Raw genomic sequence first — 25,294 nt, forward strand, 5'->3', positions numbered from 1 at the left:
ATTAATCCATTACCGATAATCAACAAGCAAGAAAATCACACTATGTCATTCGAAATTTTCGAACAAGGCGACACCTGCACAAGATTAGCTCAACATAAGACTAAACCAGCGCTTGTAGCTCACCCCAAAGATCGTTCACTATGATTCGGTCTGCCGGACTTAGCTCCGCTTTCGCCTCATCCAAACTGGCTTGAATTCGTAGTTTTAGAGAAGCAACGTCGTTAATTCCCTCTTCTTCGCAAGCGGCGGTAGAAAGAGAAATATGCCCACGTAGATAACCACCCGCAAACAATTCGTCGTCCGACGCATTCTGAATTCGCTCATCAATAATAGCGATAAGCATGTCTTCGTATTCAATAATCATAAAACTGTTGTCCTAATAGGGGCTCAACGAACAATAAACTGTTCACTGCTTAATTCTGAAATTTGATAGTGGTCTCTCAGCGCATTAGATAACTGTGCCACTCTGACGGGTAAACCATCACGTAAGATTTGCTCAACCTCATCTTTTACTTTTTGCATAAAAACCAAGCGATCAGGTTCAAAGTTACCATTTAAATTGTCGCAACTCACTGTAAACGGAAAGCCAGCACTTGTCGCAAGTATCCACTCATAGGCTTGAGGACGAATCTCAACTTTTTCAAACTCGGCCTGTACTTGTTCAGTACGGCCATCCGGTTCATACCAATACCCGAAGTCTTCGAGTAAACGTCGTTTCGGACCAGCCACGCACCAATGAGCAATTTCATGTAATGCTGAAGCATAGAAACCACGAGCAAAAATGATGCGATGGTGGTCAATGTCGTCACTCGCGGGAAGATAAATAGGTTCATCCCCACCTAACTCTAAGCGCGTGTTGTAAGATTCAAAAAAGTCTGATTAAAAATCTGAATAAGATCTTGGTACTGATGGTGCATGGTTACTTTATACTGCAAATATTAAGGGGGGTATTGTCTCTGGAATTATCGATGAGGTAAAGCCTCTCTGTCGCTTTTGTTTTCTGTCACCACGTAGGCTTTATTCATTAGTTTTTTTTATCAGAAAATCCTCAAAACATCATTAAATTTCATTCGTCAACAGACCAGTTCACAATTACACTATCGCATGATTTTTTTGAGATTCGTGTCATGTTGCTGAGTGTTTTATACATTATAGGAATTACGGCCGAAGCGATGACAGGCGCACTCTCTGCAGGTCGTCGTAACATGGATTGGTTCGGTGTTATGCTAGTAGCAAGTGCTACGGCAATTGGTGGTGGTACCGTACGAGATATTTTGCTTGGGCATTACCCTTTAGGTTGGGTTAAGCACCCTGAATTTTTGGTCATTACCTGTGTCGCAGGTGTATTAACCACCGGGCTAGCGAAATGGATCATCAAATTTAAAGGCGTTTTTATCCGCCTCGATGCACTTGGTTTAGTGGTCTTTACGATTATTGGTACCAATGTCGGTATTAGTATGGGGTTGCATCCATTTATCTGTATCGTTTCAGGTTTAGTCACTGGTGTTTTTGGTGGTTTACTCAGAGATCTCATTTGTAGACAAACGCCGCTAGTGCTGCATGAAGAGCTGTATGCATCTATCTCCGTGATTGCTGCTTGTTTGTACTTAGGCTTATTGGAATATGGTATTGATACACTTCCAACCACCATCGCGACCATTGTTGTGGGTTATACCCTTCGTATGGCAGCGGTGAGATTTAAATGGCGCTTACCCAACTTCAAACTCGATAGTGAAGAAGCCGTCCATTAAATGAAAAGCCCTAGTATTCGTGACTAGGGCTTTTTCGTTGTAAGCTTTACGTATTAATGATGATCAACGTGTTACGTTTATCATTTCTATACTAATAGCTAGTCAGCCTGAGAGCACACCTCATTTTGAACCGCACTCGGCGCCGGTTCATAGTGGCTCAATGTCATGCTAAATCGTCCTTCCCCCCTCGTCAGTGCTTTCAAACGACGCGAGTAATCCTGAAGTTCATTAATAGGAGACTTTGCTTGTAGCCTTGTCGTGGTAAATCCTCCTTGTTCACTGCCTACGATGAGCCCTCGATTCCCAGAAAGATCCCCTGTCACATCCCCTACTGTAGACATCGGTATTTCAAGTGCTAAGTCAACAATCGGCTCTAAGACAATCGGCCCTGCCGCTCGCACCGCTTCCAAGAATGCTTTTTTTCCGGCAATAACAAAGGCTATTTCTTTTGAATCCACCGAATGGTGCTTACCTTCAAGTACGGTCACTTCAATATCTTTGATCGGATTACCAGAAATCGCGCCTTCCTCTAAAGCTTGGCGAACGCCTTTTTCAACAGCCGGAATTAACGAAGTCGGTATTGAGCCACCCACCACTTTATTCACAAATGAGAACCCTGTGCCTCTCTCGAGTGGTCTCACCGATAAGTGCACTTCACCAAACTGCCCTGCGCCACCACTTTGTTTTTTATGTCGATATTGCGCCTGCGCCTCACGGGTAATGGTTTCAAAATACTCGACACTTGGTTGATGCGTATCGACTTTTAGCTTATAAACCGTCGCCATTTTTTCAAGGGCGATTGTCAAATGAAACTCACCTTGACCACTGAGTACTGTTTCGTTGGTTGCCGCTCGGTGCTCGAGCTTCAAAGATGGGTCTTCTGCCAAAATTTTGGTCAGTACGTCCGACAGTTTTTGTTCATCACCACGCTTTTTCGGAGTCAACGCTAAGCTATACATGGATTCTGGAAACTGTAGCGTTTTAAATGTGATGCCATCTTCGTCATGAGAGTCATGGATGAGTGAATCAAAAGCCAGCTCATCCACCTTCACCAACACACAAAGGTCCCCGGCTTTACAAGAAGCAATTTCATGGCGCTTTTTGCCTTGTAAATTATACAGGTGCCCGACTTTAAACGCTTTGCTGCTTTCCCCAACATACAATTGACTACCCGTGGTTATTTCACCTTGGAATACCCGGACGTAAGCAATTTTACCGAGGTAAGGGTCAACACTAATTTTATAAACATGCGCAACGGTATGATCGCGTTGGTCACAGTTAATGGCGACCTGCTTACCGTGTTTTTCAAGTAACGGAGGATTGCCTTCATCAGGCATAGGCATAATTTCTGCTAAAGTTTTTAACAATAATTCACAGCCAGCCCCCGTGTCGGATGACACAAAACACACCGGAATCACGTGCCCGGTTCGCAGCGCCTCTTCAAACGCATCATGTAATTGTTCAGCGCTTAATTCTGAGCCTTGCTCAAGGTACAGCTCCATCAATGACTCATCGACTTCAACTACCTGATCCACTAAAAGCTCATGGGATTCATCCACACTGCTAAACAAGGTTTTCTGCTCAATATTGGCGGCAAAGTAGCAGTCAACGACCTCGGCAGGCTTTTGTGAAGGAAGGTTTATCGGCAAGCATTGAGCACCAAAGCGTTGCTCTATTTCTTCGAGAAATGGCAACAAACGCTCTGGATGTGCGTCAATTTTATTAATCACTATCATTTGGCATTTCTTTTGCGCCTTGGCAAAAGCAAACAACTGTTCTGATACCTGATTAATAGAAGTACTGGCATCGAGCACCAATGCGGTCGCTTCTACTGCTGGAAAAACACTCAGTGTACGTCCCAAGAGCTCGACTTGCCCCGGAGTATCGATAAGGTTGATGTGGTGACCATCCCAGTTTAATGAGATAGGAGTGGCTTCAACACTATGCTGATAGTGAATTGACTGATCGTCAAAATCGGTGATGGTATCACCGTCCTCAACATGGCCAAGGTGATTGCTAGAGTGTGACTCAAAAAGTAAGCGTTCAATTAAGCTGGTTTTACCCGTTCCTGTTTGTCCAACAACGGCGATATTTCTGACTTCGTATTTTGACATTAGTGACTCCTTAAATGATTGAAAGCGTGGTCAAGCTCTGAGTCGGCGGTTTCCCGCCTGCTCGTCTTCCAAGTCATTTTTTGGATTCCTCTATTCAAAAAGTACCTCCTTGTCACCGGAGTAAACAGTGTGAACCTATAGCCTTACTTTTTATGTGACTAATTTCATGTCGACAGACATTGAGCCATTTTATTCACCGTTTCGTGATTAGGCACAAAAAAAACGCCCTTAGATCATCTCCAAGGGCGTTCTGTACACAATTAAACGAATTTAAATTGAGATAACGTTAAATAATCGGTGTTTCCGTCGTCACTCCGTGGTTTTGTCCACGATGGCGCAATAGGTGATCCATTAACACAATAGCCAACATTGCTTCGGCGATAGGCACCGCTCGGATTCCCACACACGGATCATGGCGGCCTTTGGTAATCAACTGCGTCGCTTCGCCACTACGAGTAATCGTGTCGCCCGGCACAGTAATGCTCGACGTCGGTTTCAAGGCAATACTAGCAACAATATCTTGACCCGTTGAAATACCACCTAAAATACCACCAGCATGATTACTGCTAAAGCCTTGCGGAGTGAGTGGGTCACGGTGTTCACTGCCTTTTTGGCCGACAACATCAAAACCATCGCCAATCTCAACGCCTTTCACCGCATTAATACTCATGAGAGCGTGAGCAATATCGGCATCTAATCGGTCGAAAATAGGCTCACCTAAACCAACAGGAATGTTGGTTGCTACGACTTGCAGCTTCGCACCAATTGAGTCACCTTGCTTTAACAGCGCACGGATCAGTTGGTCAAAATCATCCACCTTATCGGCGTCTGGACAAAAGAACGCATTGTTCTCAATTTCGTTCCAGTCCACTTTATCAATGCTGATGTCGCCCATTTGTGACAAATACGCACGCACTTCAACACCAAATTCTTTCTTTAGATATTGCTTGGCAATCGCACCTGCGGCAACACGCATCGCCGTTTCACGTGCAGAAGAACGACCGCCACCACGATAATCACGTACGCCGTATTTCTGATGGTAAGTATAATCGGCATGACCTGGACGAAATTTATCTTTAATTTCTGAGTAATCTTTAGAGCGTTGGTCGGTATTTTCAATCAGTAACCCAATTGACGTCCCTGTAGTTTGGCCTTCAAACACACCAGACAGAATCTTAACTTCATCCGCTTCACGTCGTTGAGTGGTATAACGTGATGTGCCTGGACGACGGCGATCTAAGTCAACCTGAAGGTCAGCTTCTGAAATTTCCAACCCTGGAGGGCATCCATCAACGATACAACCTAGCGCGATACCATGGCTCTCTCCGAATGTTGTCACTCGAAAGTGTTGTCCGATACTATTTCCTGCCATTACTTCCTCTGTTTTCTAGAACAAGCCCGCCTCAATACAATAGCTTGTTCTTCTGCCTGTCTGTTCTTCGTGATTTCATAGTGACGACAAAGCCAGACGTTGTAAACCCCCAAACAAAAAAACGCCGCAATATTCATCGCGGCGTTTTCTAATAAGGCTTGGTTACCATTCAGACTCGTTTAGTCTTTGTAAATAGCAAACTCATCAGCACAAGCAACTAATTGCTCACGAGTTATCATGAACACGCCATGACCACCGTTGGCAAACTCAATCCACGTAAACGGAATTTCAGGATACTGCTCCATCATGTGGACCATTGAGTTGCCCACTTCACACACCAAAATACCGTCATCTGTCAGATAATCTGGTGCATTACACAAGATGCGTCGCACAAGTTTTAGACCATCGCTGCCTGCCGCAAGCCCTAACTCAGGCTCATGCGTAAACTCTTCTGGTAAGGAGTTCATGTCTTCTTCGTCCACGTAAGGTGGATTGGTCACGATAAGGTTGTACTTATCTTTAGGCAAATCACGGAACAAATCCGAACGAATAGGGAAGACTTGTTGCTCAAGACCGTGGTCTTGAACGTTCTGCTCAGCCACTTCAAGTGCGTCAGATGAAATATCAATCGCATCCACTTCGGCATTTGGGAACGCATGCGCACAAGCAATAGCAATGCAGCCACTTCCCGTACACATATCCATAATACGCGCTGGCTCTTCTGTTAACCAAGGCTGGAACTGAGATTCAATTAACTCACCAATCGGTGAGCGTGGCACGAGTACGCGCTCATCCACAAAGAACTCGAGCCCACAGAACCAAGCTTTGTTAGTCAGGTAAGCCGTTGGCGTTCTATCGTTGATGCGTCGAATTACTCTTTCAACCACACGCAAGCGCTCGCTACTAGTGAGCCTAGAGTTCAACACATGCGGCGGGACATCAATCGGCAAATAAAGCGTTGGTAAGATAAGCTGAACGGCTTCATCCCAAGCATTGTCTGTGCCGTGTCCGTAAAAAAGACCCGCGGCATTAAAACGGCTAACGGTCCAGCGTATCAAGTCTTGAAGTGAGTGAAGCTCAGAAACGGCTTCTTCCACAAAAATCTTATCCAAAATTGCCTCCAAAAAGCGCTACAATACTTCCCAATAACGAAGTTCAATGAGTGTTTCTAAAAAATGAGCCAAAAAGACACCGACGCGGATGACGATTTCGCCCTTTTTAGGGGTGAAGTACAGGGCGTAAAAAAGTTGCAACAGGATACCATAGTCCAGCAACCAAACCGAAATAAGAAACAGAAAGAAGCGAAAAGAACCATCAGAGAAGCTTCTGACGCTGAATTTTATTTCTCAGACGAGTTTGTTCCCCACCTAAGTGAAGAGGGACCAACACGTTACGCTCGGGATGATGTATCGACCTATGAAGTGAAGCGATTACGCCGCGGTGTGTACGTGCCTGATGTGTTTTTAGATATGCACGGTATGACGCAGCAAGAAGCTAAGCGTGAACTCGGTGCTATGATCGCACATTGCGTCAAAGAAAGCATACATTGTGCCTGTGTCATGCACGGCATTGGCAAACATATACTCAAGAAAAAAGCGCCACTTTGGCTCGCACAACACCCTGATGTCATGGCATTTCACCAAGCGCCACTTGAATTTGGTGGCGATGGTGCGTTGCTCGTGCTGCTTTCTATCCCTGAAAAGTAGGCACTGTTCTTAAGGGTGAAGGTGCCACAGCAACTCGCCCTGTCTTCTTTCTACATCATACTCGACGCACACCAATCCTGATGTTGGAAACATAGGCGCGTTCATGTCACCCACTAACTCCGCGGTTAAGTATCCCACTAAAGGCAAATGTGACACCAGCAAGATTGACTCCAGGGATTCAACATTGCTCAACGCACCAATGTATTCCGCCACATCCTCAGCTTGACCATAAGGTGTGATGTCGTCACACACTGTCACCTTTTTAGCAGTAAACACCTCACTGATCCTATTCCAAGTCTGCTGAGCCCTTAGATAAGGGCTCACCAACACATGATCAAAAGATGAAAAACCTTGCTGCTTACATGCTCGTGCAACAGAAAGAGAACACAGTTCGCCATGAGGCGTTAAGGCTCTCTCTTCATCGGTAGCAGCATAATGAACTGCTTCTCCGTGACGCATTATAAAAACTTTCATACGTATACCTGTTCAAATCAGTAAGCCCCTGTGGGTATTCAGGACTCTACAAGACGGTTACTCTAAAATAAAAAAATTAATTATATCAATTGGCTTGCTAAAGGCGTCGACTTTCTTAACAATTTAATAAGTAAAATAAAAATATTTGTAACTTTATTTTTGCTTGTCTCAAATTAGACGTCATAATTATTTTACTTACTCATTATATTACCAGCTCGATAATTAATATAGTGAGTAACAAAAATGAGCCGGGTCATAACTTAGTCACTAAAAGATAAAAATCACGTAATTCAGGCTATTATGATCAATGAGACAACGCTTTCGTTGCCAGCACTTGGTAAGGTCGTCCAAGTGAAACGCGTATATCTGGAGAAGATAAGTGCACCTAAGTCCAAACGATAACCGATCCTATCGCACCCTCACCTTGGGTAATGCGATGCAAGTTCTGCTTATTGAAGATAAGCAGGCTCAAAAGTCGGCGGTAGCGCTTGCCGTGAATGTGGGTCACTTCGATGATCCTAATGATCGCGAGGGTCTCGCCCATTATTTGGAGCATATGTTATTTCTAGGAACAGAAAAATACCCAAAGGTTGGTGAGTTTCAATCCTTTGTTAACCAGCATGGGGGCACGAACAATGCGTGGACAGGCACTGAGCACTCCTGTTTTTTCTTCGATATCTATCCCAATGCCTTCGAGCGTGGGCTTGACCGTTTTAGTCAATTTTTTTCTGCTCCGCTGTTCAATGAAGAGGCACTAGATAAAGAACGCCAAGCCGTTGATTCCGAATATAAACTGAAATTACATGATGATGGGCGACGCCTGTATCAAGTCCAAAAAGAAACCATTAATCCTGCGCATCCATTTGCGAAGTTTTCCGTGGGTAATCTCGATACCCTGAGCGACCGCAACGGACAGTCAATACGCGATGAAATTCTGCATTTCCACCAGCAGCAATACTCCGCCGATCTCATGACATTAGCCCTTATTGGTCCCCACCCGCTGGATGAATTACAGCAATGGGTCGAAAGTAAATTCAACACGATAAAAAACCAACACCGTCAAGATAAGCGAGTAGATATCCCGTTTATGACGGCGGAAGAAACGCAAAAGATCATTCGTGTTGAACCGATAAAAGAAATCCGTCGACTCATATTGGCATTCCCAATGCCAGCAACCAACCAATATTATCACAACAAACCCCTCTCCTACTTTGCCAACTTGCTTGGCCATGAAGGGGAAGGCAGCTTAATGTTGTATCTAAAAAACAAAGGCTGGATCACGTCCCTATCTGCGGGAGGGGGCGCTTCAGGGAGTAACTTTCGAGAGTTTTCTGTCAGCATGACCTTAACGCCGCAAGGCCTTAAGCATTCCGATGACATCATAGCGTCCGTCTTCCAGTTTATTGCGCTAATTAAGACGCAAGGCATGCAGGAGTGGCGTCACCTTGAAAAGCGCGCCGTGATGGAGTCTGCGTTCCAGTTTCAAGAACCCGCTAGGCCATTAGATCTTGTCAGTCACCTCGTCATGAACATGCAAAACTATCAGGTCGATGACATCATGTATGGTGACTACAAAATGGCGGATTATGATGAGTCCCTTCTTCGTGAGTGTGGCGACTACCTGACGGCTAGTAACCTCAAAGTCACCGTCGTTGCGAAAGAGCAGACCTTTGATAAGTCGGCAAAGTGGTACTTTACGCCCTACTCAGTGGCACCTTTTACCGATAAGCAGCAAGTCATGTTTGCAGGCGCTGAACGCGCAACGCCTGCCGAAGACTTACCCAACCTGCCGTTTTCTTTACCAAAGAAAAACCCTTTTATTATTTATGATCTAACCAGTTACCCAGCGGAATCTAATCACGAATTTCCGGTGTTACTCGAAGATCTCGATGGCTTTAGGTTATGGCACCTACAAGATCATGAGTTCAACGTACCAAAGGGCGTAGTATTTATTGCCATAGATAGTCCGCATTCTGTCAGCACGCCTAGAAACATTGTTAAGACTCGCTTATGTGTGGAAATGTTCTTAGATTCGCTGTCTGAAGAAACCTATGAAGCGGAAGTCGCAGGTTTGAATTACGATATGTACGCACACCAAGGGGGCGTCACATTATCCATTTCTGGCTTCAGTAAGAAACAGCCACAGCTGTTGAATATGATTTTGCAGCGCTTTGCCAGCCGTGAATTTAACCAAGCCCGCTATGAAAGCATTAAAGCTCAGTTATTGCGCAGCTGGAACAACGCATCCAAAGATCGCCCTATCTCGCAACTGTTCAATCAAATGAGTGGCATACTGCAACCGAATAATCCACCCTACCCAGTGTTAATAGAAGCACTAGAAACCATTGATGTCGATGAACTTCCCGCCTTCGTGCAATCTATTTTGTCAGAGCTTCACATCGATATGTTTGTTTACGGCGATTGGCAGCGACAAGGTGCCATTGATATCGCCACGACACTCAAAGATGCGCTTCGTCTTGCTAACCAAAAATACGAAGAAAGTCTGCGTCCATTGGTCATGCTTGGCAAAAATGGCAGCTTCCAACGTGAAATGTTCTGTGATCAAGAAGACTCTGCGATTGTGGTTTATCACCAATGTGATGATGTTTCCCCTCGCAGCATCGCCTTGTACACGCTGGCGAATCACTTGATGTCTGCGACGTTTTTCCACGAGATCAGAACCAAGCAGCAACTTGGCTATATGGTGGGCACTGGTAACATGCCGCTCAATCGTCATCCAGGTATTGTGTTGTATGTGCAATCACCCAAAGCCGCGCCGAGCGAGCTTATTCGCTCTATTGATGAATTTCTAAATGCCTTTTACATGGTGTTATTCGAACTCGATGACTACCAATGGCACAGCAGTAAGAAAGGGCTTTGGAATCAAATTTCCACGCCAGACACGACGCTTCGCGGGCGGGCTCAACGTCTTTGGGTCGCCATAGGCAATAAAGATACCGAATTTAATCAACGAGAAAAGGTATTGGAGGAGTTAAAGACGCTGACCCGAGCCGACATGATTCGCTTTGTTGTCAATGAACTCAAACCGAGAACCGCCAATCGCTTAATCATGCACAGCTTAGGCAAAGCCCACATGGATGCACCACGCCTCAATGTCGGCTTAGAAATTGGTTCTATTGATGAATTCCAACTCAGACCAAAAGATACCGATTTAGGATAACTGCCCAAGCACTAAATAACCCAAGCTCTAAAATAACAAGCTACACGTTAACAATAACAAAGCCATCATTATTGATGGCTTTGTTTGTTTAGTGGCAACAACAGATGCTCTTAATAGAAAGTTTCGTTCAAACCCGCACGAGTTAACAAGCCATCACAAGGCGCAAATCGATCGCCATGCTTCTGAGCATGGTCATTCATCATCTCAACCACCTTAGTGATACCCAGTGCATCCATATAGCGGAACGGACCACCAAGGAAAGGTGGGAAACCGATACCGAAAATCGCACCAATGTCACCGTCTCTCGGGCTTTCAATAATGCCTTCATCCAAGCACCGCACCGCTTCATTCAGCATCGGTAGCACACAGCGCATGGCAATTTCATTCTCTGACAATTTCGCCTCTGGTTTTAATCCTAAGACACGGTAAACCGACGTATCCACTGACTTTTTCTTGCCCTTGTAAGTATAAAAACCTTTACCTGATTTTCTGCCTTTACGACCATCGTTTAAGAGTTGGTCAAACACATCTGGACCTTGGAATCTTTGACCCAGTTCTGCCACCAAGATCGGCATAATCTTAGCGCCGATATCGACCCCCACCTCATCCAGTAACGTAATCGGCCCGACCGGGAAACCAAAGTTAAGTAGGGCTTTATCTAAAGCTTCAATCGGTTCGTTCGCAAGCAAGACATTGGCAGACTCATTCATATAAGGTGCCAAGATACGGTTCACATAGAAGCCCGCTTGGTCTTTCACCACAATCGGTGTTTTACCTTGCTTCTTAGCGAAGCTCACTGCGGTGGCTACCGCCTCATCAGAGGTCGTCTCATGAGGGATCACTTCCACTAGTGGCATTTTGTCAGCTGGACTAAAATAATGTAAGCCCACCACATTTTCTGGTCTAGCCGCTTGTTCTGCGATTTGTCTGATAGGTAACGAAGAGGTATTGGTGGCGAAAATGGTGTCTGGTCGTGCATGCGTTTCAACATCTTTGACCATCTGCTGTTTCAGCGCTAAATCTTCAAATACCGCTTCCACCACAATGTCGGCTTTATCAAAACCAGTGAAGTCCGTTCCGCCTGCCATTTGTAGCATTTGCGACTGTAATTCAGCCTTAGAAATAATGCGGCGCTTACGTTTTTTCTCCAACAACTTGTAGTTGTAATTCAGGGCATTGAGTATCCCTTCATTGGCCACATCCTTAATTCGTACGGACGCTTTTGCCTTACTAACCGAAACATGGGTAATGCCCGCGCCCATCAAACCACCACCAAGTACCACCGCTCGCGTTACCAATTTTGGTGTTGCATCACGACCACGTTCTTTTTTCATTTCTGTTGTAGCAAAGAAAATAGACCGTAACGCATTCGATTCTGAGGTCATGACAAGTTCACCAAAGCGTTTCGCTTCGTACTCTAGCCCTTTCTCCATGCCTTTTTCTAAGCCAAATTTAATCACGTCTAAAATGGCGTCGGCGGCAGGGTAATTGCCGCGTGTTTTGGCGTGCGTTTTCTTTGTGGCTTGATCAAAGATGACCTTGCGACCAAGTCCGGTACCCGCCATTACCACTTCTTTGTTCGACAGCTTTTTCGCTTTACGCTTTTTGCCTTTCTCTAATAACTGTTTTGCCACGTCCAATAAAATGGTTTCTGGCACCATGGCGTCGACGACGCCCAGTTTTTTGGCTTTTTTGGCTCGTAACTGCTTTCCGGTCAAAATAAGGTCGAGCGAAGGAAGTAATCCAATTAACCTTGGTAAGCGTTGCGTACCACCCGAGCCGGGCAATAAGCCTAACTGCACTTCTGGTAAACCAAGCTTAGTGATTGGCGCATCCGTACACACGCGATAGTCACACGCTAATGCCAGCTCCAATCCTCCGCCTAAACAAGGCCCGTGAATCGCCGCAACCACAGGAAATGGCATTGCCGCTAATTGCCCAAACATCTCTTGCCCTTTCGCAGCCAAGCTCTGAGCTTCTTCCGCTGAAGTGCAGGCGGCCAGCATACGAACATCCGCGCCAAGCGACAAAATTATCCGGCTTTAATGAATGCAGAATGAGTCCTTTTAGCGTGGGTTTTTTCTCTTCTAACTGCACAAACACGTCGGCCATCTCATCAGCAAATGCCGCTTGCAGTGTGTTCATTTTTTCGTTAGGAACATCAATGCTCAGCCAGGCTACATTTTGTTCGTCTATCGTTAGTTGAAATGCTTTTTGATCACTCATTATTCCACCTCCAAAATCATCGCTGCACCAAGACCACCCGCTGCACATGCCGTATTCAACGCCAATCCGCCGCCTCTTCGCTGTAGCTCATTTAAGGTCTGAGTAATCATTCTTGCCCCCGTTGCTGCAAACGGGTGGCCATAGGCGATCGAACCGCCTAATACATTAAACTTATCCATGTCAATGTCACCAATCGCTTGACCACGGCCTAACTTTTCCTTGGCAAACTTCTCACTGGCAAACATCTTCACATTTGATAGCGCTTGCGCAGCAAACGCCTCATGCATGTCTATTAGTGTTAAGTCAGACAACTTGATTCCGGCTCTATCTAGCGCCATCGGTGTGGCATAAGACGGCCCCATCAACATGTCTTGTTGCACTCCTATCGCAGAAAACGCGTAAGAGCGAATGTAACCTTTAATTTCGAGGCCGAGCTCTTTGGCACGCCCTTCGCGCATCATCATGATCGCCGCTGCACCATCCGTTAACGGAGTGCTGTTTGCCGCCGTCACCGTGCCGTATTGTCGGTCAAAAGCCGGACGCAGTTTGGCGTAGCCCTCAAGCGTCGAATCATGGCGAATGTTATTGTCTTCATCTAAATATTTTCTATACGGCTCAGGAAACGCCGTCATGACTTCGTCACGCACCTTGCCTTCTTTCCATGCTTGAGACGCTAAAGAGTGCGAGCGATGCGCTAATTCATCTTGCTCTAGGCGAGAGATACCATGAGATTTCGCCATTTGTTCAGCGGTTTGCCCCATCGAGATCCCGGTTGAATACTCGGCGACCGCTGGCGGAACTGGCATTAGATCCTTGAAAGACAACTTTTTGAGAATACTGAGCTTTTGCCCCACCGTCTTGGTTTTACTAAGTGCAAGTAAGTTTGCCGCCAGGGTTTTCGACACTCCAATAGGCAAAACGGAAGATGAGTCTGCACCTCCAGCAATCCCCACATCGATGGTGCCAGACATAATGCTTTCACATACATTGGCCGCTGCTTGGAAGCTGGTCGCACAAGCGCGAGTGACACTATAAGCGTCGGTGTGGATATCCATCCCGGTACCTAATACGATCTCACGAGCGATATTCGGCGCTTCTGGCATCTGCACCACTTGACCAAACACCACTTGCTGCACCAATTTGGGGTCGATATCCGTTCTCGCCATCATTTCAGCGACCACCATCTTGCCGAGATCGACAGCTGGAACCTGACCAAATTCTGTGCTTTGTTTTGCGAAGGGAGTACGAAGCCCTGCAACAATCGCGATTCTTTCGCCATTGCGAGTCGTAAGGTCGAGCTTCCTCACATCCTGATTGCTCATAGTTTATCCTTTCAATAAGAGGTCTGACCACACCATTGTAACGAAGATGTTAAGAATTTAAAACATTCGTTTAATAAAACTTCAAGTCTTTATTGTATTACGTGATATGGTCGACCAAAATTGAATATGAAAATTCAAACACTTGAGTAAAAATAACGGCGTGTTCGAGCAACAAGACATAGGATGACAAAAGTAACGGTTGAAAACGGTTAAAGAAGTGGATCACAGTAAGTAAACATGGCGTGGTAAAAAACAAGCAAAAAAAACCACACAATAGTTGTGTGGTCGGAATGTATAAAGCAATTAACTTACGCCAATTGAAAATAATCAGTTTCCTGATTAGGAGAAAGTAAAGTCAGCCTTCAAAAGGAAGTGTCATCTTGCTCAACATGTCGGTTTCGAAAACCAACGAGATGACAAGAGCTAATATAACGGCTTCACCATTCGAAAGTTTGCAGTAGATCAATTTTGAGTGGATTTACTGGCTTTATGTAACAAAAATTCCAATCACAGAGCAAAAACGGGGGCTCCTGTGTCAGTGATAAAAAAAATTCGAAATAAATTTTCGAATAGTCCGGTCAACTTGAATATGGACAAACAAAGAAAATACGAAGCACTTGTACGTGCCTATCATCGTGATCTATTCCGCTATGCTTATTGGCTTTGCAAAGACAAAAGCATTGCTGAAGATTTGGTTCAAGAAACCTGTCTTCGAGCTTGGAAGTCATTAGATAGTCTTCAGGACGAAAAAGCCGCTAAATCGTGGCTTATCACCATATTGAGACGAGAAAACGCCAGGCGCTTTGAGCGTAAGCAATTTGATTTAGTTGATATTGATGATTTCGGTAATGAAGCAAAGGTCAGCGACGATCCGCATCACCAGCAAGAATGGCTTCAGGCACAGATTATGAAACTCGATGTTGAGTACCGAGAGCCTCTCTTTCTGCAGGTCGTTGGTGGCTTTAGTGGCGAAGAGATTGGCGATATACTCGACCTAAACAAAAATACCGTCATGACCCGACTGTTTAGAGCCCGCAATCAGCTCAAAGATATGATGGAGTCTAGCGCATCACCAAGGGGGCAACAAAATGGATGAATTAGAATTCCGTCGTCGCATTATGTCCGAACCGAAGGCAAGAGATCCTGAGTTGTTAAAAGCGATGCAGGACAATGACGCCAACGCCAAGTTTATGGACGATATTTTTTCGATGGATGCGCGTATTGAACAGGCGATGAAAGTCGATGTCCCCGATGACCTAGCAGACAAGATATTGTTCAATCAGTCCAGCAGCAACGTTGTGAAGGTGAACTTTGGTAAGCGAGCACTATCTCTAGCGGCATCCATTGCCTTTGCGTTTGGGTTATTGGTGGGTCAAGTTAATTGGGGAAGCGTCGCGGTGTCCACAGCGCATGCGTCACTCTCTGAAACCGCTGTTCAGCATGTGCATGATGAAATGGGCTTTATCGACCCTTTGGATGAAAAAGTGTCAGAAGCGCAGATCAATGCAAAATTGCTGCCTTTTGCCTACCAAATTGGCCAACAATTCCCTTATCACGTCTACTACCTAAACCACTGTGGCTTTGGTGATGCCAATGCGATGCACATGGTGTTTCAGGGCGAGAAAGGCAAAGTGACGCTTTTCGTTACTAAGATCCCCACAGAACAGGCAAAGCTCTTCCAAAAAGATGGCATGTCGGGGCTGGTCGAGCCAATGGGTGACGCGAGCTTCATTTTAGTCGGCGAAAAAGGGGAAGACTTCACTAAAATCGGTGAAAACCTGAAAAATATACTGAACCCTGCAGCATAATTCAGAAAATAAACCCCTACCCTCACATAACAAGCCTTATTTAACAGTAAGGCTTGTTTTGCGAGTGAATTCCCACGAAATTATGTAATTTTCTAGAGTACAAACTCTAAATATAAGCATTTTCGATGCATTTCATGTCAGATACACATCATTTATATACTTTTTAGCCATTTTTCCTTACTGGTCTGATTTCTATTACCTATACTAGCGATTAGGATCAGCCCCAAAATTGAGTATTAACTCAATTCAATAACGCCCATAGAGGCGATTACATAAAGGATGTATATAAATGACAACTTCGCGTCTGTATAAAAAAACGCTCTTAGCAGTGGCCGTGTCATCGCTCACGCTTGCTTCACACCAAGTGGCAGCTGCTGGCTTCCAACTAAACGCTCAATCTGCAACCTATGGCCTAGGCCGTGCTTTTGCTGGTGATGCGGTTATCGCCGATAACGCATCAGTTATGTCACGTAACGCGGCGGCTATGGCATTGTTTGATTCACATCAGTTTTCTGGCGGTGTGAACTATATAAAAACAAGTATTGATATTAAAGATATTGGCGGTGCTGGTGCCGGAGAACCTGATGCTAACAACTCAAGTGGCACACCTGTACCTAATATCTATTATGTTCATCGCTTGAATGAGCAATGGGCACTCGGTGCTGGTATCTATTCAAACTTTGGTACTAACAACAACTTTGATGATTCTTTTGGTGACGCTAACTTTGCAAAAGTATTTGGTGGTACAACTGAAATTCAAAGCATCAACTATGCTCTCGCGGCTTCATACCGCATTAACGAACAATGGAGCGTTGGCGCTGGTCTAGATATTATTAGCGGCTCAGGTAAATTGAAGCGTGAAATGTCACCAGCTGCTGGTGGCTATACTGCGATGAATGTTGATGCTAGCGGTGTTGGCTTTGGTTGGAATCTAGGTACTACATTTGAACTAAATGAAAATAATCGATTTGGATTGTCGTATCATCGCAGTCCAGAAATTGAAGCATCCGGTACAGTAGAATACTCTCCGCTTGGTACCAATATAACACCAGGACAAAACATCCTTTTTGCTCTTCCTGATATGGCTGAGTTTTCCGGTTACCACAAAATTAACGATACTAAATTCGCTGTACACTATAGCTTACAATGGATTGGCTGGAGTGTATTCGACACCCTAGAAACAAGTGGTGGCGTTCCTCTAAAAGAGTATAACTGGAAAGATGGATATCATGCCGCGCTCGGTGGTACATACTACCTAAACGACGCATGGACACTGCGCGCTGGTTACATGTATGACACAGCAGCGCAAGACAAAGACACATCGATATCAGTTCCTGATTCAGATCGCCAATGGCTCTCTGCTTAGGTTTCGGATATAGCTTTAAGAAGCACCATACCGTTGATTTTGGTATCACCTATCTAATGGGTAAAGATGTAAAAGTAACTGAGACATCAGGTCCGTTAACTTTAACCGCAACGACTCATGCTAACGCTATCCTAGCCGAGTATCCAATACAGCTACAGCTTCTAATTGGCTACCTAAGTTAACCATTCAACGTTAACAAGCTAGCAACAGAGAGGGTCGGTCATTCCGACCCTTTTTTATACCTATATACTGCGTCCTCGCCAGTATTAACAACCCTTCCAGCCCTAATTCTCATCACAACTGGTCCTACCTTAGGTTCACATTATCTTACAAGTGTACGCTGAGATTTTGAAACAAGCCCTTAACAACCAGAATATTCACCATGGCTATGTGATATTTGCGATATATAACTTCAAAAAGCGTATTTTTACGATAAATGTGTTTTAAAGCATTTACTCTAAAAATACAATCGCCGCTCAAAATAGAAAACATTGAGCGAACAATAATGACAATATCAGCACGTACTCCCCTTTCCATGGCAGTGGTTCTAGGTTTACTTTCTTCAACTCAAGTTTCCGCTGCTGGTTTCCAGCTTGCAGAATACTCGGGCACAGGCTTAGGTCGCGCTTACGCAGGCGAAGCGGCTATGGCCGACAACGCCAGTGCACAATGGCGTAACCCAGCCATGTTGACGTACCTTGAAGGCACTCAGATTTCAGGTGGCGTGTTGTATGTTGAGCCGAATATTGACGTGAAAGGAACGGCGGCTACTGGATATACTGAAGCAAAAGATATTGCTCATAGTGCACCAGTGCCTAACTTGTATCTCTCTCACCAACTCAATGATCGTTACTTTGTCGGTTTGGCGTTGAGCTCAAACTACGGTATGGAAACAGAGCTCGATAGTAATTTTGGCGCAACTCAATACGGTAACGAAGCTAAGGTCATGACCGTAGAAGCCGTGACTAGTCTGGGTTACAAAGTGACTGATGCAGTAAGCATTGGTGGCGGTATCAGATTCGTAACCGGAGAAGGTAAAATTGGCGCTACAGCGCCAGCTGATCACCCAATCGGTATTTCTAAAGGTGAGTACCTTAAATACGTTGAAGGTACTGATTCTTCTTGGGGTTACCAATTGGGTGCAGCTTGGCAGATTAATGAATCTAACCGTATTGGCTTTGCCTACAAATCTGAAGTCACGATGGACTTTGATGGCTATGGCGAAGGCGCTGGCTTTAGCTTTAGTGGCAAACAAGATGGAAAACTCAGCATTGCCCTGCCTGCAACAGCAGAATTGTCTTCATTCCACCAATTAACGCCTCAATGGGCGATTCACTCTAGTATTAACTGGACACAATGGAGTAGCTTTGACAAGCTAACCGCCGAATTTGCCGACGGCTCAAGCTCTGAGATTAAAGATGAGAACTGGAAAGACAGTTATCGTTTCGCGGTTGGTACTACATATAATCTGAACAAAAAAATCACGCTTCGTGGTGGTGTCGCTTATGACATGTCAGCAGTTGATGACAAGTACCGCACTACCACCATTCCAGAAACCGACCGTACCTGGCTTAGTGCGGGTGCAAGCTACGCATTCAGTAAGCAGTTTACTATCGATGGTGGTTTAACGTATATCATGGCGCGAACAGCGACTATCGATGAGCCGCGAGTTCCCTCTGATGGCCTAGCCGATATGCTATATGGTGGGTTTACTGGCGAAATCTCTGGTGATGTGTGGATTGCTGGTATCCAAGCAAACTACCGCTTCTAGTATCCATCTCAATCATAAAACGCCACTCTACGAGTGGCGTTTTTTAATGCATCAACCGATAGATCGATGTTGAGGATCGTGCGCTGCGCTACTCGAAATCATCTAAGTAATCATCGATATACGCTTCTTGCTCTTCATCAACCTCTTCGTCGGCCACTTCAGCATTATAGTCCTGACGCTGAATATAAACATCACGCGTCAAAGCATAAGGATCTGGCGATTGCTCCAGCGTGGCTTCTTGTGATACCAACAGCGCACGCTTCTCCATCCCTTCCAATGCCCACTTACCAAAGCTCGCCCAGAAATTTAGATACGAGATAGGCGGATAAAAACCATCAACCGTATCAGCAAACGAACGTACTGTCGTTGGTCCATAACCTGGCACCATAATGTAAGGACCATGGCCTACACCATAGTGACCAATGGCATCGCCAAACTCTTTTTTGTTGCGCTTTTCAATTCCAGCCGCGGACGCGATATCAATAAAGCCCAGTAAACCTAAGGTACTGTTAATCCAAAAACGATTAAAGTGATCAAGCGCTTTGCCCCCATTCCCCATTACCGCGTTGTTAACGGCGCTGAAAGGTTCATCTAAATTGGCGAGAAAATTTCGTACGCCAAGACGAACGGGATCGGGGGTGTAGTTCACATAGGCTAGCGATACGGGGCGTACAAAGTAAGGGTCGAGATAATCGTAGTTGATATCCCACATAACACGGTTAAACCCTTCTATAGGGTCATAGACGTCGGAATCCGCCTCGGGTTCACTGAGTACTTCACCGGAGTCCGAATCTTGGTCGGCTACCGCTATTACTTCAGGCGAGTCAATAGTTTCAGGCGAATCAATAGTTTCAGGCGAGTCGATAGTTTCAGGCTGAGCAGTAACACTGCTCTCTGATGGTGGGGTGTTCTGTATTGACGTTTCTTCAGCGTTGACGGATTGCTCCGCTTCACTGGGTGCTGAACTGCACCCCGCTAGAAATACGCTAGAAACAAAAACGGCAAAAAGTGTCACCTTTTTGCTTAGTTAATGCTGATTGCATAACCTCTTCCATAAGACGTTGCAACCTGAGCTATTTTGTTTTTTTATTCTATAACCATATGATTTATAGAAGAACTGCTCTAGATTGCCACTGTTACCACTTTGAATGAGTATACATCCTAGTATACGAGCATTCTAGGTTTAGTGACAACCAAGATGCAATTTCATAACAATCACGGCACAAATTTCGACGCTTATTCAGTCGTAATGAAACAAGACCGCCATTGTTTATTGCTGCTGCAACTTATCAGTACTGCTGATTAATATTCACTTCAATCGTGTCACCCAGCTTACCGGGTTGGCTTTCACCGTACCAGTCGCCTTCACGGGTCGAGACATTACCGTCACTATCAATACGAGCGCGTATCATCAAGCCATCAAGGTCAGATAACTTACGCCCTTCCATCATGCTGTCTTTATCATCTAATACAACGGTTCGAGGGAAGGTGCCAACAGGGTATCTCGCCGCAGCCACTGGCATTGGTGCGCCGTCAGCCGTATGAGCAGAAACAATCAAAAATGAGGTCGGATTTGCCGCCATTTCTGGTGAAACCGTAATACTCACGGCAACAGCATTATCACTAATCTGACCCATTTTTTTGCTCGTTTCACCGAGGCGAGCTTCTGCACTCTCGATGCTTCGCGTTAACATTTCGTAGCGACTGTCATCTGGGCCAATTAGGCGCTGCATAATGCCCCAGTATCTCGCTGCGCCAGCAAAGTCTTCACGTTCAAACGCATCAAACGCTAACAAAGAAAACACGCGCAAATCAACATAATCTTCTTTAATCAGGTCGGTAAGTAAACCGCGAGCTCGGTTTTGATCCATCTCGTCTGGAGACATCATCAATGCTTGCGCAAAACCAAGTTGTACGTCGGTGTTGCTTGGCTCTAATCGATAGGCATTTTCCATCGCATCAGTCGCCGTCGTGACATCACGATTGGCCAATGCGATACGACCGAGTAACAACCAACCTGTCGAATCGTCCGGCTGATAATGAAGACGAGTACGAAGGGCAAGAGTCAGATCCTGCATTTCGTCTTCTGTCATTGGTTCAGCCGAACCCGCCATGAGCTTTTTCGATAGTTCAGGCAAATTAGCAGAGACTTCCTGCCAATTTTTCACTTTGTCCGTCGCACCAAAAGTAACGTACATACCATAGCTCAAACCCACAATCAAAATTGCTGACGGAATGAACACGGCCATTGGAGAAACATGACTTTGCGCTTGTTTGTCCTGCTTTGGAATGTCATCAAGCAACGACTGCTTTAGGTCAGAAACCAAATCTTGTTGGTTCTCAACCAAGCCTTCATCATCCTCGATGGCCAATTCGGACAAACGGTCTTTATATAAGGCTTTGTTCAAGTCGTCACGCAACTGCGCGTCAATATTGGCCTTCTTGCTTCGCAAGGGAATTGCCAACATTAAGCAAGCAACAACGACCAATGCGACAGTCGATATCCAAAATAATGTCATTATTGCTTATCCTCAGTCTTTTTTTCGTCCAGCAAAGCGTTGAGTTCCGCTTCCTTTTCTTCGCTCCACTGCGCTGCAGGTTGCTCAACCTTCGCTTTGGTTTTTCTACTTCTTAGAAAAATCATACCAAAACCAATTAACACCACAGACAAAGGTCCTGCCCATAAAATAGCCGTACCTAGTGTAAATGGCGGGTTGTAAGTAACGAAATTACCGTAACGAGCAATCATGTAATCCACTATCTCTGACTTTGACTTGCCTTCTTTTGTCATCTCATACACTTTTTGGCGCAAGTCCTGCGCCAATTCGGCGTTGGAGTCGCCAATCGTGTTGTTCTGACACTTTGGACAACGCAGCGTATTGCTCAGCTCTTTGAACTGTAGCTCTTGCTCCATTGAATCAAATTCATGAATTTCAATCGTTGCGTGAACCGAAAAAGCTAAGATCAACGCAGACATGCCAGCGATTAACCACTTTTTCATTGTTTCGCCTCCTCAAGCATCTCTTGATACATCGGTTGAAGTTTTTCACTCCAGTTACGCGCGTTCACATCACCGACATGACGATAACGAATCACGCCATCAGCATCAATAAGGAAGGTTTCCGGAGCGCCGTAAACCCCTAGGTCTAAACCGAGCATTCCGTCTCCATCAAACAAGCTAATTAAGTATGGGTTACCCAGCTCGTCTAGCCATTGCACCGCTTTATTGCGCTGATCTTTATAGTTCAGACCAATAATCTTAACGCCATCAGCCGCAAGTTCATTGAGATATTGATGCTCTGCATAACAAGTTGGACACCATGTCGCCCACACGTTAAGAAGCAGTGGCTCGCCTTTAAAGATGGACTGATCGTAGAGTTTGCCTGGCTCAACTAGGTCTTCCAAACGAAACTCTGGTACTTGTTTACCTAGTAATACCGACTCAAGCTTCGTTGGATCATCACCTGCCGAGTTGCGGCCCAATTGAACCGCAAAAACCGTCACTAGAATCAAGAAGAACACTAAAGGAATAAACAGAATCTTCTTATTCATTACGCCGCCTCCTCTTGCGAACCTGGCTTACGGAAGCGGTAACGCTTGTCACTGATGGCTAAGATGCCACCAATCGACATGAATATCGCACCCAGCCAAATCCAACGAACAAACGGTTTATGGTAGATACGGATCGCCCAAGAACGACCATCATCTAGCTGCTCACCCATGGCAATATAGAGGTCACGAGTAACGCCGCGATCAATGGCGGCTTCCGTCATCATCGATTTAGCCGTACGATAGAAGCGCTTTTCAGCATGCAGTGTATTGACGTAGTTACCATCTTTGGTAATTTCAAAATCAGCAATATAGCCATCGTAGTTAGGGCCGTCGTGGTCACGTAAGCCTTTGAAGTAGAAATCGTAATCATTGATTTGGTAATGCTCACCCGGCGCCAGACGTACATCACGCTCAACACTGTAGTTTTGCACCATAGCAATACCGATCACCGTCACCGCAAGACCTAAGTGACCCATGATCATCGCCCAGTGGCTGCGAGGCAGTTTCTTCACCCCTTCAACAAAGCTGTGACGGTGCGTCGCACGCTGGTGAAGCTCAAAGCCATGCATGGTAATGATCCACATCGCCATTACCCAACCTAAGAACGCAAGACCTGGTGAAGAACTCAGCCAGTAATACCACCATCAAGGCCGAGAACGCCAAGGAGATCACACCCGAGATGATCATAGGTTTAACCAGCTTAGACAAGTTGTCACGCTTCCAGCGAACCAAAGGGCCAATACCGAGCAAGAACGCAAACGGTACCATCAACCAAGTGAACAACATGTTGAAGAATGGCGCGCCAATCGACACGGAACCCAAACCGATTTGTTTATGAACCAGTGGTAGCAGTGTACCAATAAGAACGACCACTAACGCAGCAATCAATAAGATATTATTACCGAGTAAAGCGTTTTCACGAGAGACAAGATCAAAGTTACCACGAACACGCACCGATGCGCCTTTCAACGCGAACAGCAATAAGGAGCCGCCGATAACAAAGACTAGGAAGCCTAAAATGAACATGCCTCGTGATGGATCGGAAGCAAAGGCATGCACCGAAACCAAAATACCTGAGCGCACTAAGAAGGTTCCGAGCAGACTCAATGAGAATGCTGAAATCGCGAGTAATACTGTCCAAGCTTTAAATGTGCCGCGTTTTTCTGTTACCGCTAATGAGTGCATTAACGCGGTACCCGCCAACCAAGGCATGAATGACGCATTCTCTACTGGATCCCAGAACCACCAGCCACCCCAGCCAAGTTCATAGTAAGCCCACCATGAACCTAGAGCGATACCCAATGTTAGAAATACCCACGCGGCGGTTGTCCAAGGGCGAGACCATCTTGCCCATGCCGTATCCAAACGACCAGTCATTAAGGATGCAATCGCGAATGAAAACGCAACCGAGAAACCCACATAACCCATATAGAGCATTGGCGGATGGATAATCAAACCGGGATCTTGCAGTAATGGGTTTAAGTCACGACCATCCACTGGGAAGAAAGGTAAAGTACGCAAGAAAGGATTCGAGGTAACGATAATAAACAGCAAGAAACCGACAGTAATCATACCCATCACGGCTAACACGCGAGCAACCGACTCTTGCGGCATACCACGGCTAAACGTCGCAACCGCCACTGTCCAACCAGCTTGGATTAATACCCAAAGCAGTAGTGAGCCCTCATGAGCACCCCATACCGCCGTTAACCGGTAATACCAAGGCAACATGGTATTAGAGTTACTGGCCACATAGGTGAGCGTAAAGTCGTTACTGTAAAACGCCCATAATAAAATGGCGAAAGACATGAGTAGCATTAAGAACATCCCCCAAGACAGCGGTCTTGCGGTGTTCATCAGCATAGTGCTGTTTCTTGAGGCGCCGATTAGCGGCAAGATACTGAGCAGAACCGAAAGGCTCAGCGACAGTATCAGGGCAAAATGCCCAATTTCAGCAATCATTGACCGCTTCCTTGTTTTTGTTCAGAAGAGTATTCCAGTGGCGCGTGGGTCTTTTTCATCGCTTCTGCAACTTCAGGTGGCATGTATTCTTCATCATGCTTTGCCAGTACCTCAAACGCTTCGATGGTCGTCGCATCCACAAGAACACCTTGCGCGACAATGCCCTGACCCTCTCGGAACAGATCAGGCAAAATACCATCATAGACGACCGTCACTTTCGGACCCACATCAGCAAGATCAAAACTCACGCGGAGTGATTCATTATCACGCCTAACCGATCCTTCCACGACCATTCCACCAATGCGTAGTCGCTGACCCACTTCCGGCTTGGAGCCGTCTGGTTTGCCATTAACAAGCTCTGTTGGGGTATAGAACAGATCCATATTCTGGTTTAACGCATAAAGAATGAGTCCCACGGTAGCACTGATACCAATAAAAATAGCCAAGATGATGCCAAGCCTTTTCTTGCGCCTAGGGGTCATAGTGTATTCTCCATATTCTTCGCCGCGTCAATACGCGATTGTCGATCTACTTTGGCTTGCACCTCTTTAAGAAGCGTCTTGCCACGAGACAAACTGGTTAAAAGCAAAATAATAAGTGATAGAAAAGTAATGCCGAATGCGCTCCAAACGTAGCCTGCATATCCGCCCATCGCGAAAAAGTCGCCGATTGAATCAAAATGCATGGTG

18 protein-coding genes and 4 pseudogenes are annotated in these 25,294 nt (G+C 45.5%); 7 read left to right on the plus strand and 15 right to left on the minus strand.

Annotated features, from left to right (window positions below):
- Positions 1-100 precede the first annotated feature (100 nt).
- Together AC0L66_RS13050 and AC0L66_RS13055 are read right to left on the minus strand one after the other, a co-directional pair.
- Complete coding sequence (locus tag AC0L66_RS13050) at positions 101-364, minus strand: YfcL family protein (RefSeq protein ID WP_265675310.1); 264 nt, start codon at positions 362-364, stop codon at positions 101-103.
- A gap of 23 nt (positions 365-387) precedes the next feature.
- A pseudogene (locus AC0L66_RS13055) lies at positions 388-917 on the minus strand (elongation factor P hydroxylase).
- A 210-nt stretch (positions 918-1,127) separates the two neighbouring features.
- On the opposite strand from AC0L66_RS13055, the gene AC0L66_RS13060 reads away from it, so the two are divergent.
- Positions 1,128-1,751, plus strand: coding sequence for a trimeric intracellular cation channel family protein (locus tag AC0L66_RS13060; protein ID WP_265675312.1), 624 nt, complete (start codon positions 1,128-1,130; stop codon positions 1,749-1,751).
- Positions 1,752-1,849: 98 nt separating this feature from the next.
- Here the strand turns inward: AC0L66_RS13060 and fusA are convergent, their stop codons facing one another.
- From fusA to prmB, 3 genes are all read right to left on the minus strand, one after another.
- Positions 1,850-3,865, minus strand: a complete 2,016-nt coding sequence (gene fusA, locus AC0L66_RS13065) for an elongation factor G (RefSeq protein WP_473567607.1) — start codon at positions 3,863-3,865, stop codon at positions 1,850-1,852.
- Positions 3,866-4,151: 286 nt separating this feature from the next.
- A complete protein-coding gene (gene aroC / locus AC0L66_RS13070) occupies positions 4,152-5,237 on the minus strand; it encodes a chorismate synthase (protein WP_265676136.1) in 1,086 nt (361 codons plus the stop codon).
- A 179-nt stretch (positions 5,238-5,416) separates the two neighbouring features.
- Positions 5,417-6,349, minus strand: coding sequence for a 50S ribosomal protein L3 N(5)-glutamine methyltransferase (gene prmB, locus AC0L66_RS13075; protein ID WP_265676137.1), 933 nt, complete (start codon positions 6,347-6,349; stop codon positions 5,417-5,419).
- Between the two features lie 63 nt (positions 6,350-6,412).
- Here prmB and smrB point away from each other — a divergent pair, with 63 nt between their 5' ends.
- Positions 6,413-6,943 carry an endonuclease SmrB gene (gene smrB, locus AC0L66_RS13080; RefSeq protein ID WP_265676138.1) on the plus strand — a complete coding sequence of 177 codons (531 nt, stop codon included), beginning with the start codon at positions 6,413-6,415 and terminating at the stop codon, positions 6,941-6,943.
- 9 nt (positions 6,944-6,952) lie between these two features.
- Here smrB and sixA read toward each other — a convergent pair whose 3' ends face one another.
- The gene (sixA, locus tag AC0L66_RS13085; RefSeq protein WP_265676139.1) at positions 6,953-7,417 is read right to left on the minus strand and encodes a phosphohistidine phosphatase SixA; all 465 of its coding nucleotides are present in this window, start codon (positions 7,415-7,417) and stop codon (positions 6,953-6,955) included.
- Between the two features lie 379 nt (positions 7,418-7,796).
- Between sixA and AC0L66_RS13090 the strand changes: the two genes are divergently transcribed.
- Entirely contained in the window at positions 7,797-10,598 is a 2,802-nt protein-coding gene (locus tag AC0L66_RS13090) for an insulinase family protein (RefSeq protein WP_473567610.1), read from the plus strand.
- A 110-nt stretch (positions 10,599-10,708) separates the two neighbouring features.
- Here AC0L66_RS13090 and fadJ read toward each other — a convergent pair.
- Together fadJ and fadI are read right to left on the minus strand one after the other, a co-directional pair.
- Positions 10,709-12,824 (minus strand): annotated as a pseudogene (gene fadJ / locus AC0L66_RS13095) (fatty acid oxidation complex subunit alpha FadJ).
- Entirely contained in the window at positions 12,824-14,146 is a 1,323-nt protein-coding gene (gene fadI / locus AC0L66_RS13100; RefSeq protein WP_265676142.1) for an acetyl-CoA C-acyltransferase FadI, read from the minus strand. The pseudogene fadJ and the gene fadI overlap by 1 nt, the downstream one beginning before the upstream one ends.
- Before the next feature lie 589 nt (positions 14,147-14,735).
- Between fadI and AC0L66_RS13105 the strand changes: the two genes are divergently transcribed.
- The 4 genes and pseudogenes from AC0L66_RS13105 (at position 14,736) to AC0L66_RS13120 (ending at position 19,091) form a co-directional block, all read left to right on the plus strand.
- The gene (locus AC0L66_RS13105) at positions 14,736-15,242 is read left to right on the plus strand and encodes a sigma-70 family RNA polymerase sigma factor (protein ID WP_265676143.1); all 507 of its coding nucleotides are present in this window, start codon (positions 14,736-14,738) and stop codon (positions 15,240-15,242) included.
- Complete coding sequence (locus tag AC0L66_RS13110) at positions 15,235-15,954, plus strand: DUF3379 domain-containing protein (RefSeq protein ID WP_265676144.1); 720 nt, start codon at positions 15,235-15,237, stop codon at positions 15,952-15,954. The genes AC0L66_RS13105 and AC0L66_RS13110 overlap by 8 nt, the downstream gene beginning before the upstream one ends.
- Before the next feature lie 289 nt (positions 15,955-16,243).
- Positions 16,244-17,485, plus strand: a pseudogene (locus tag AC0L66_RS13115) (OmpP1/FadL family transporter).
- A gap of 340 nt (positions 17,486-17,825) precedes the next feature.
- Positions 17,826-19,091 (plus strand): outer membrane protein transport protein, encoded by a 1,266-nt coding sequence (locus AC0L66_RS13120; RefSeq protein WP_473567612.1) that lies wholly within the window; start codon positions 17,826-17,828, stop codon positions 19,089-19,091.
- A gap of 88 nt (positions 19,092-19,179) precedes the next feature.
- Here the strand turns inward: AC0L66_RS13120 and AC0L66_RS13125 are convergent, their stop codons facing one another.
- From AC0L66_RS13125 to ccmD, 7 genes and pseudogenes are all read right to left on the minus strand, one after another.
- Positions 19,180-19,902 (minus strand): MlaA family lipoprotein, encoded by a 723-nt coding sequence (locus tag AC0L66_RS13125; protein WP_473569261.1) that lies wholly within the window; start codon positions 19,900-19,902, stop codon positions 19,180-19,182.
- Positions 19,903-20,380: 478 nt separating this feature from the next.
- Complete coding sequence (gene ccmI, locus AC0L66_RS13130; protein WP_473567614.1) at positions 20,381-21,610, minus strand: c-type cytochrome biogenesis protein CcmI; 1,230 nt, start codon at positions 21,608-21,610, stop codon at positions 20,381-20,383.
- On the minus strand, positions 21,610-22,092 hold the full coding sequence (locus AC0L66_RS13135) for a cytochrome c-type biogenesis protein (protein WP_265676149.1): 483 nt from the start codon (positions 22,090-22,092) through the stop codon (positions 21,610-21,612). The genes ccmI and AC0L66_RS13135 overlap by 1 nt, the downstream gene beginning before the upstream one ends.
- Positions 22,089-22,643, minus strand: a complete 555-nt coding sequence (locus AC0L66_RS13140; RefSeq protein WP_265676150.1) for a DsbE family thiol:disulfide interchange protein — start codon at positions 22,641-22,643, stop codon at positions 22,089-22,091. The genes AC0L66_RS13135 and AC0L66_RS13140 overlap by 4 nt, the downstream gene beginning before the upstream one ends.
- Positions 22,643-24,605 (minus strand): annotated as a pseudogene (locus AC0L66_RS13145) (heme lyase CcmF/NrfE family subunit). The gene AC0L66_RS13140 and the pseudogene AC0L66_RS13145 overlap by 1 nt, the downstream one beginning before the upstream one ends.
- Positions 24,602-25,087 (minus strand): cytochrome c maturation protein CcmE, encoded by a 486-nt coding sequence (gene ccmE, locus AC0L66_RS13150; RefSeq protein WP_265676152.1) that lies wholly within the window; start codon positions 25,085-25,087, stop codon positions 24,602-24,604. The pseudogene AC0L66_RS13145 and the gene ccmE overlap by 4 nt, the downstream one beginning before the upstream one ends.
- Positions 25,084-25,290: a heme exporter protein CcmD gene (gene ccmD / locus AC0L66_RS13155; RefSeq protein ID WP_250616872.1), complete on the minus strand. Its 207-nt coding sequence runs from the start codon at positions 25,288-25,290 to the stop codon at positions 25,084-25,086. Before ccmD ends, ccmE begins: the two co-directional genes overlap by 4 nt.
- Between the last annotated feature and the right edge of the window lie 4 nt (positions 25,291-25,294).

This window comes from Vibrio sp. GJ43-1 (assembly GCF_055808835.1).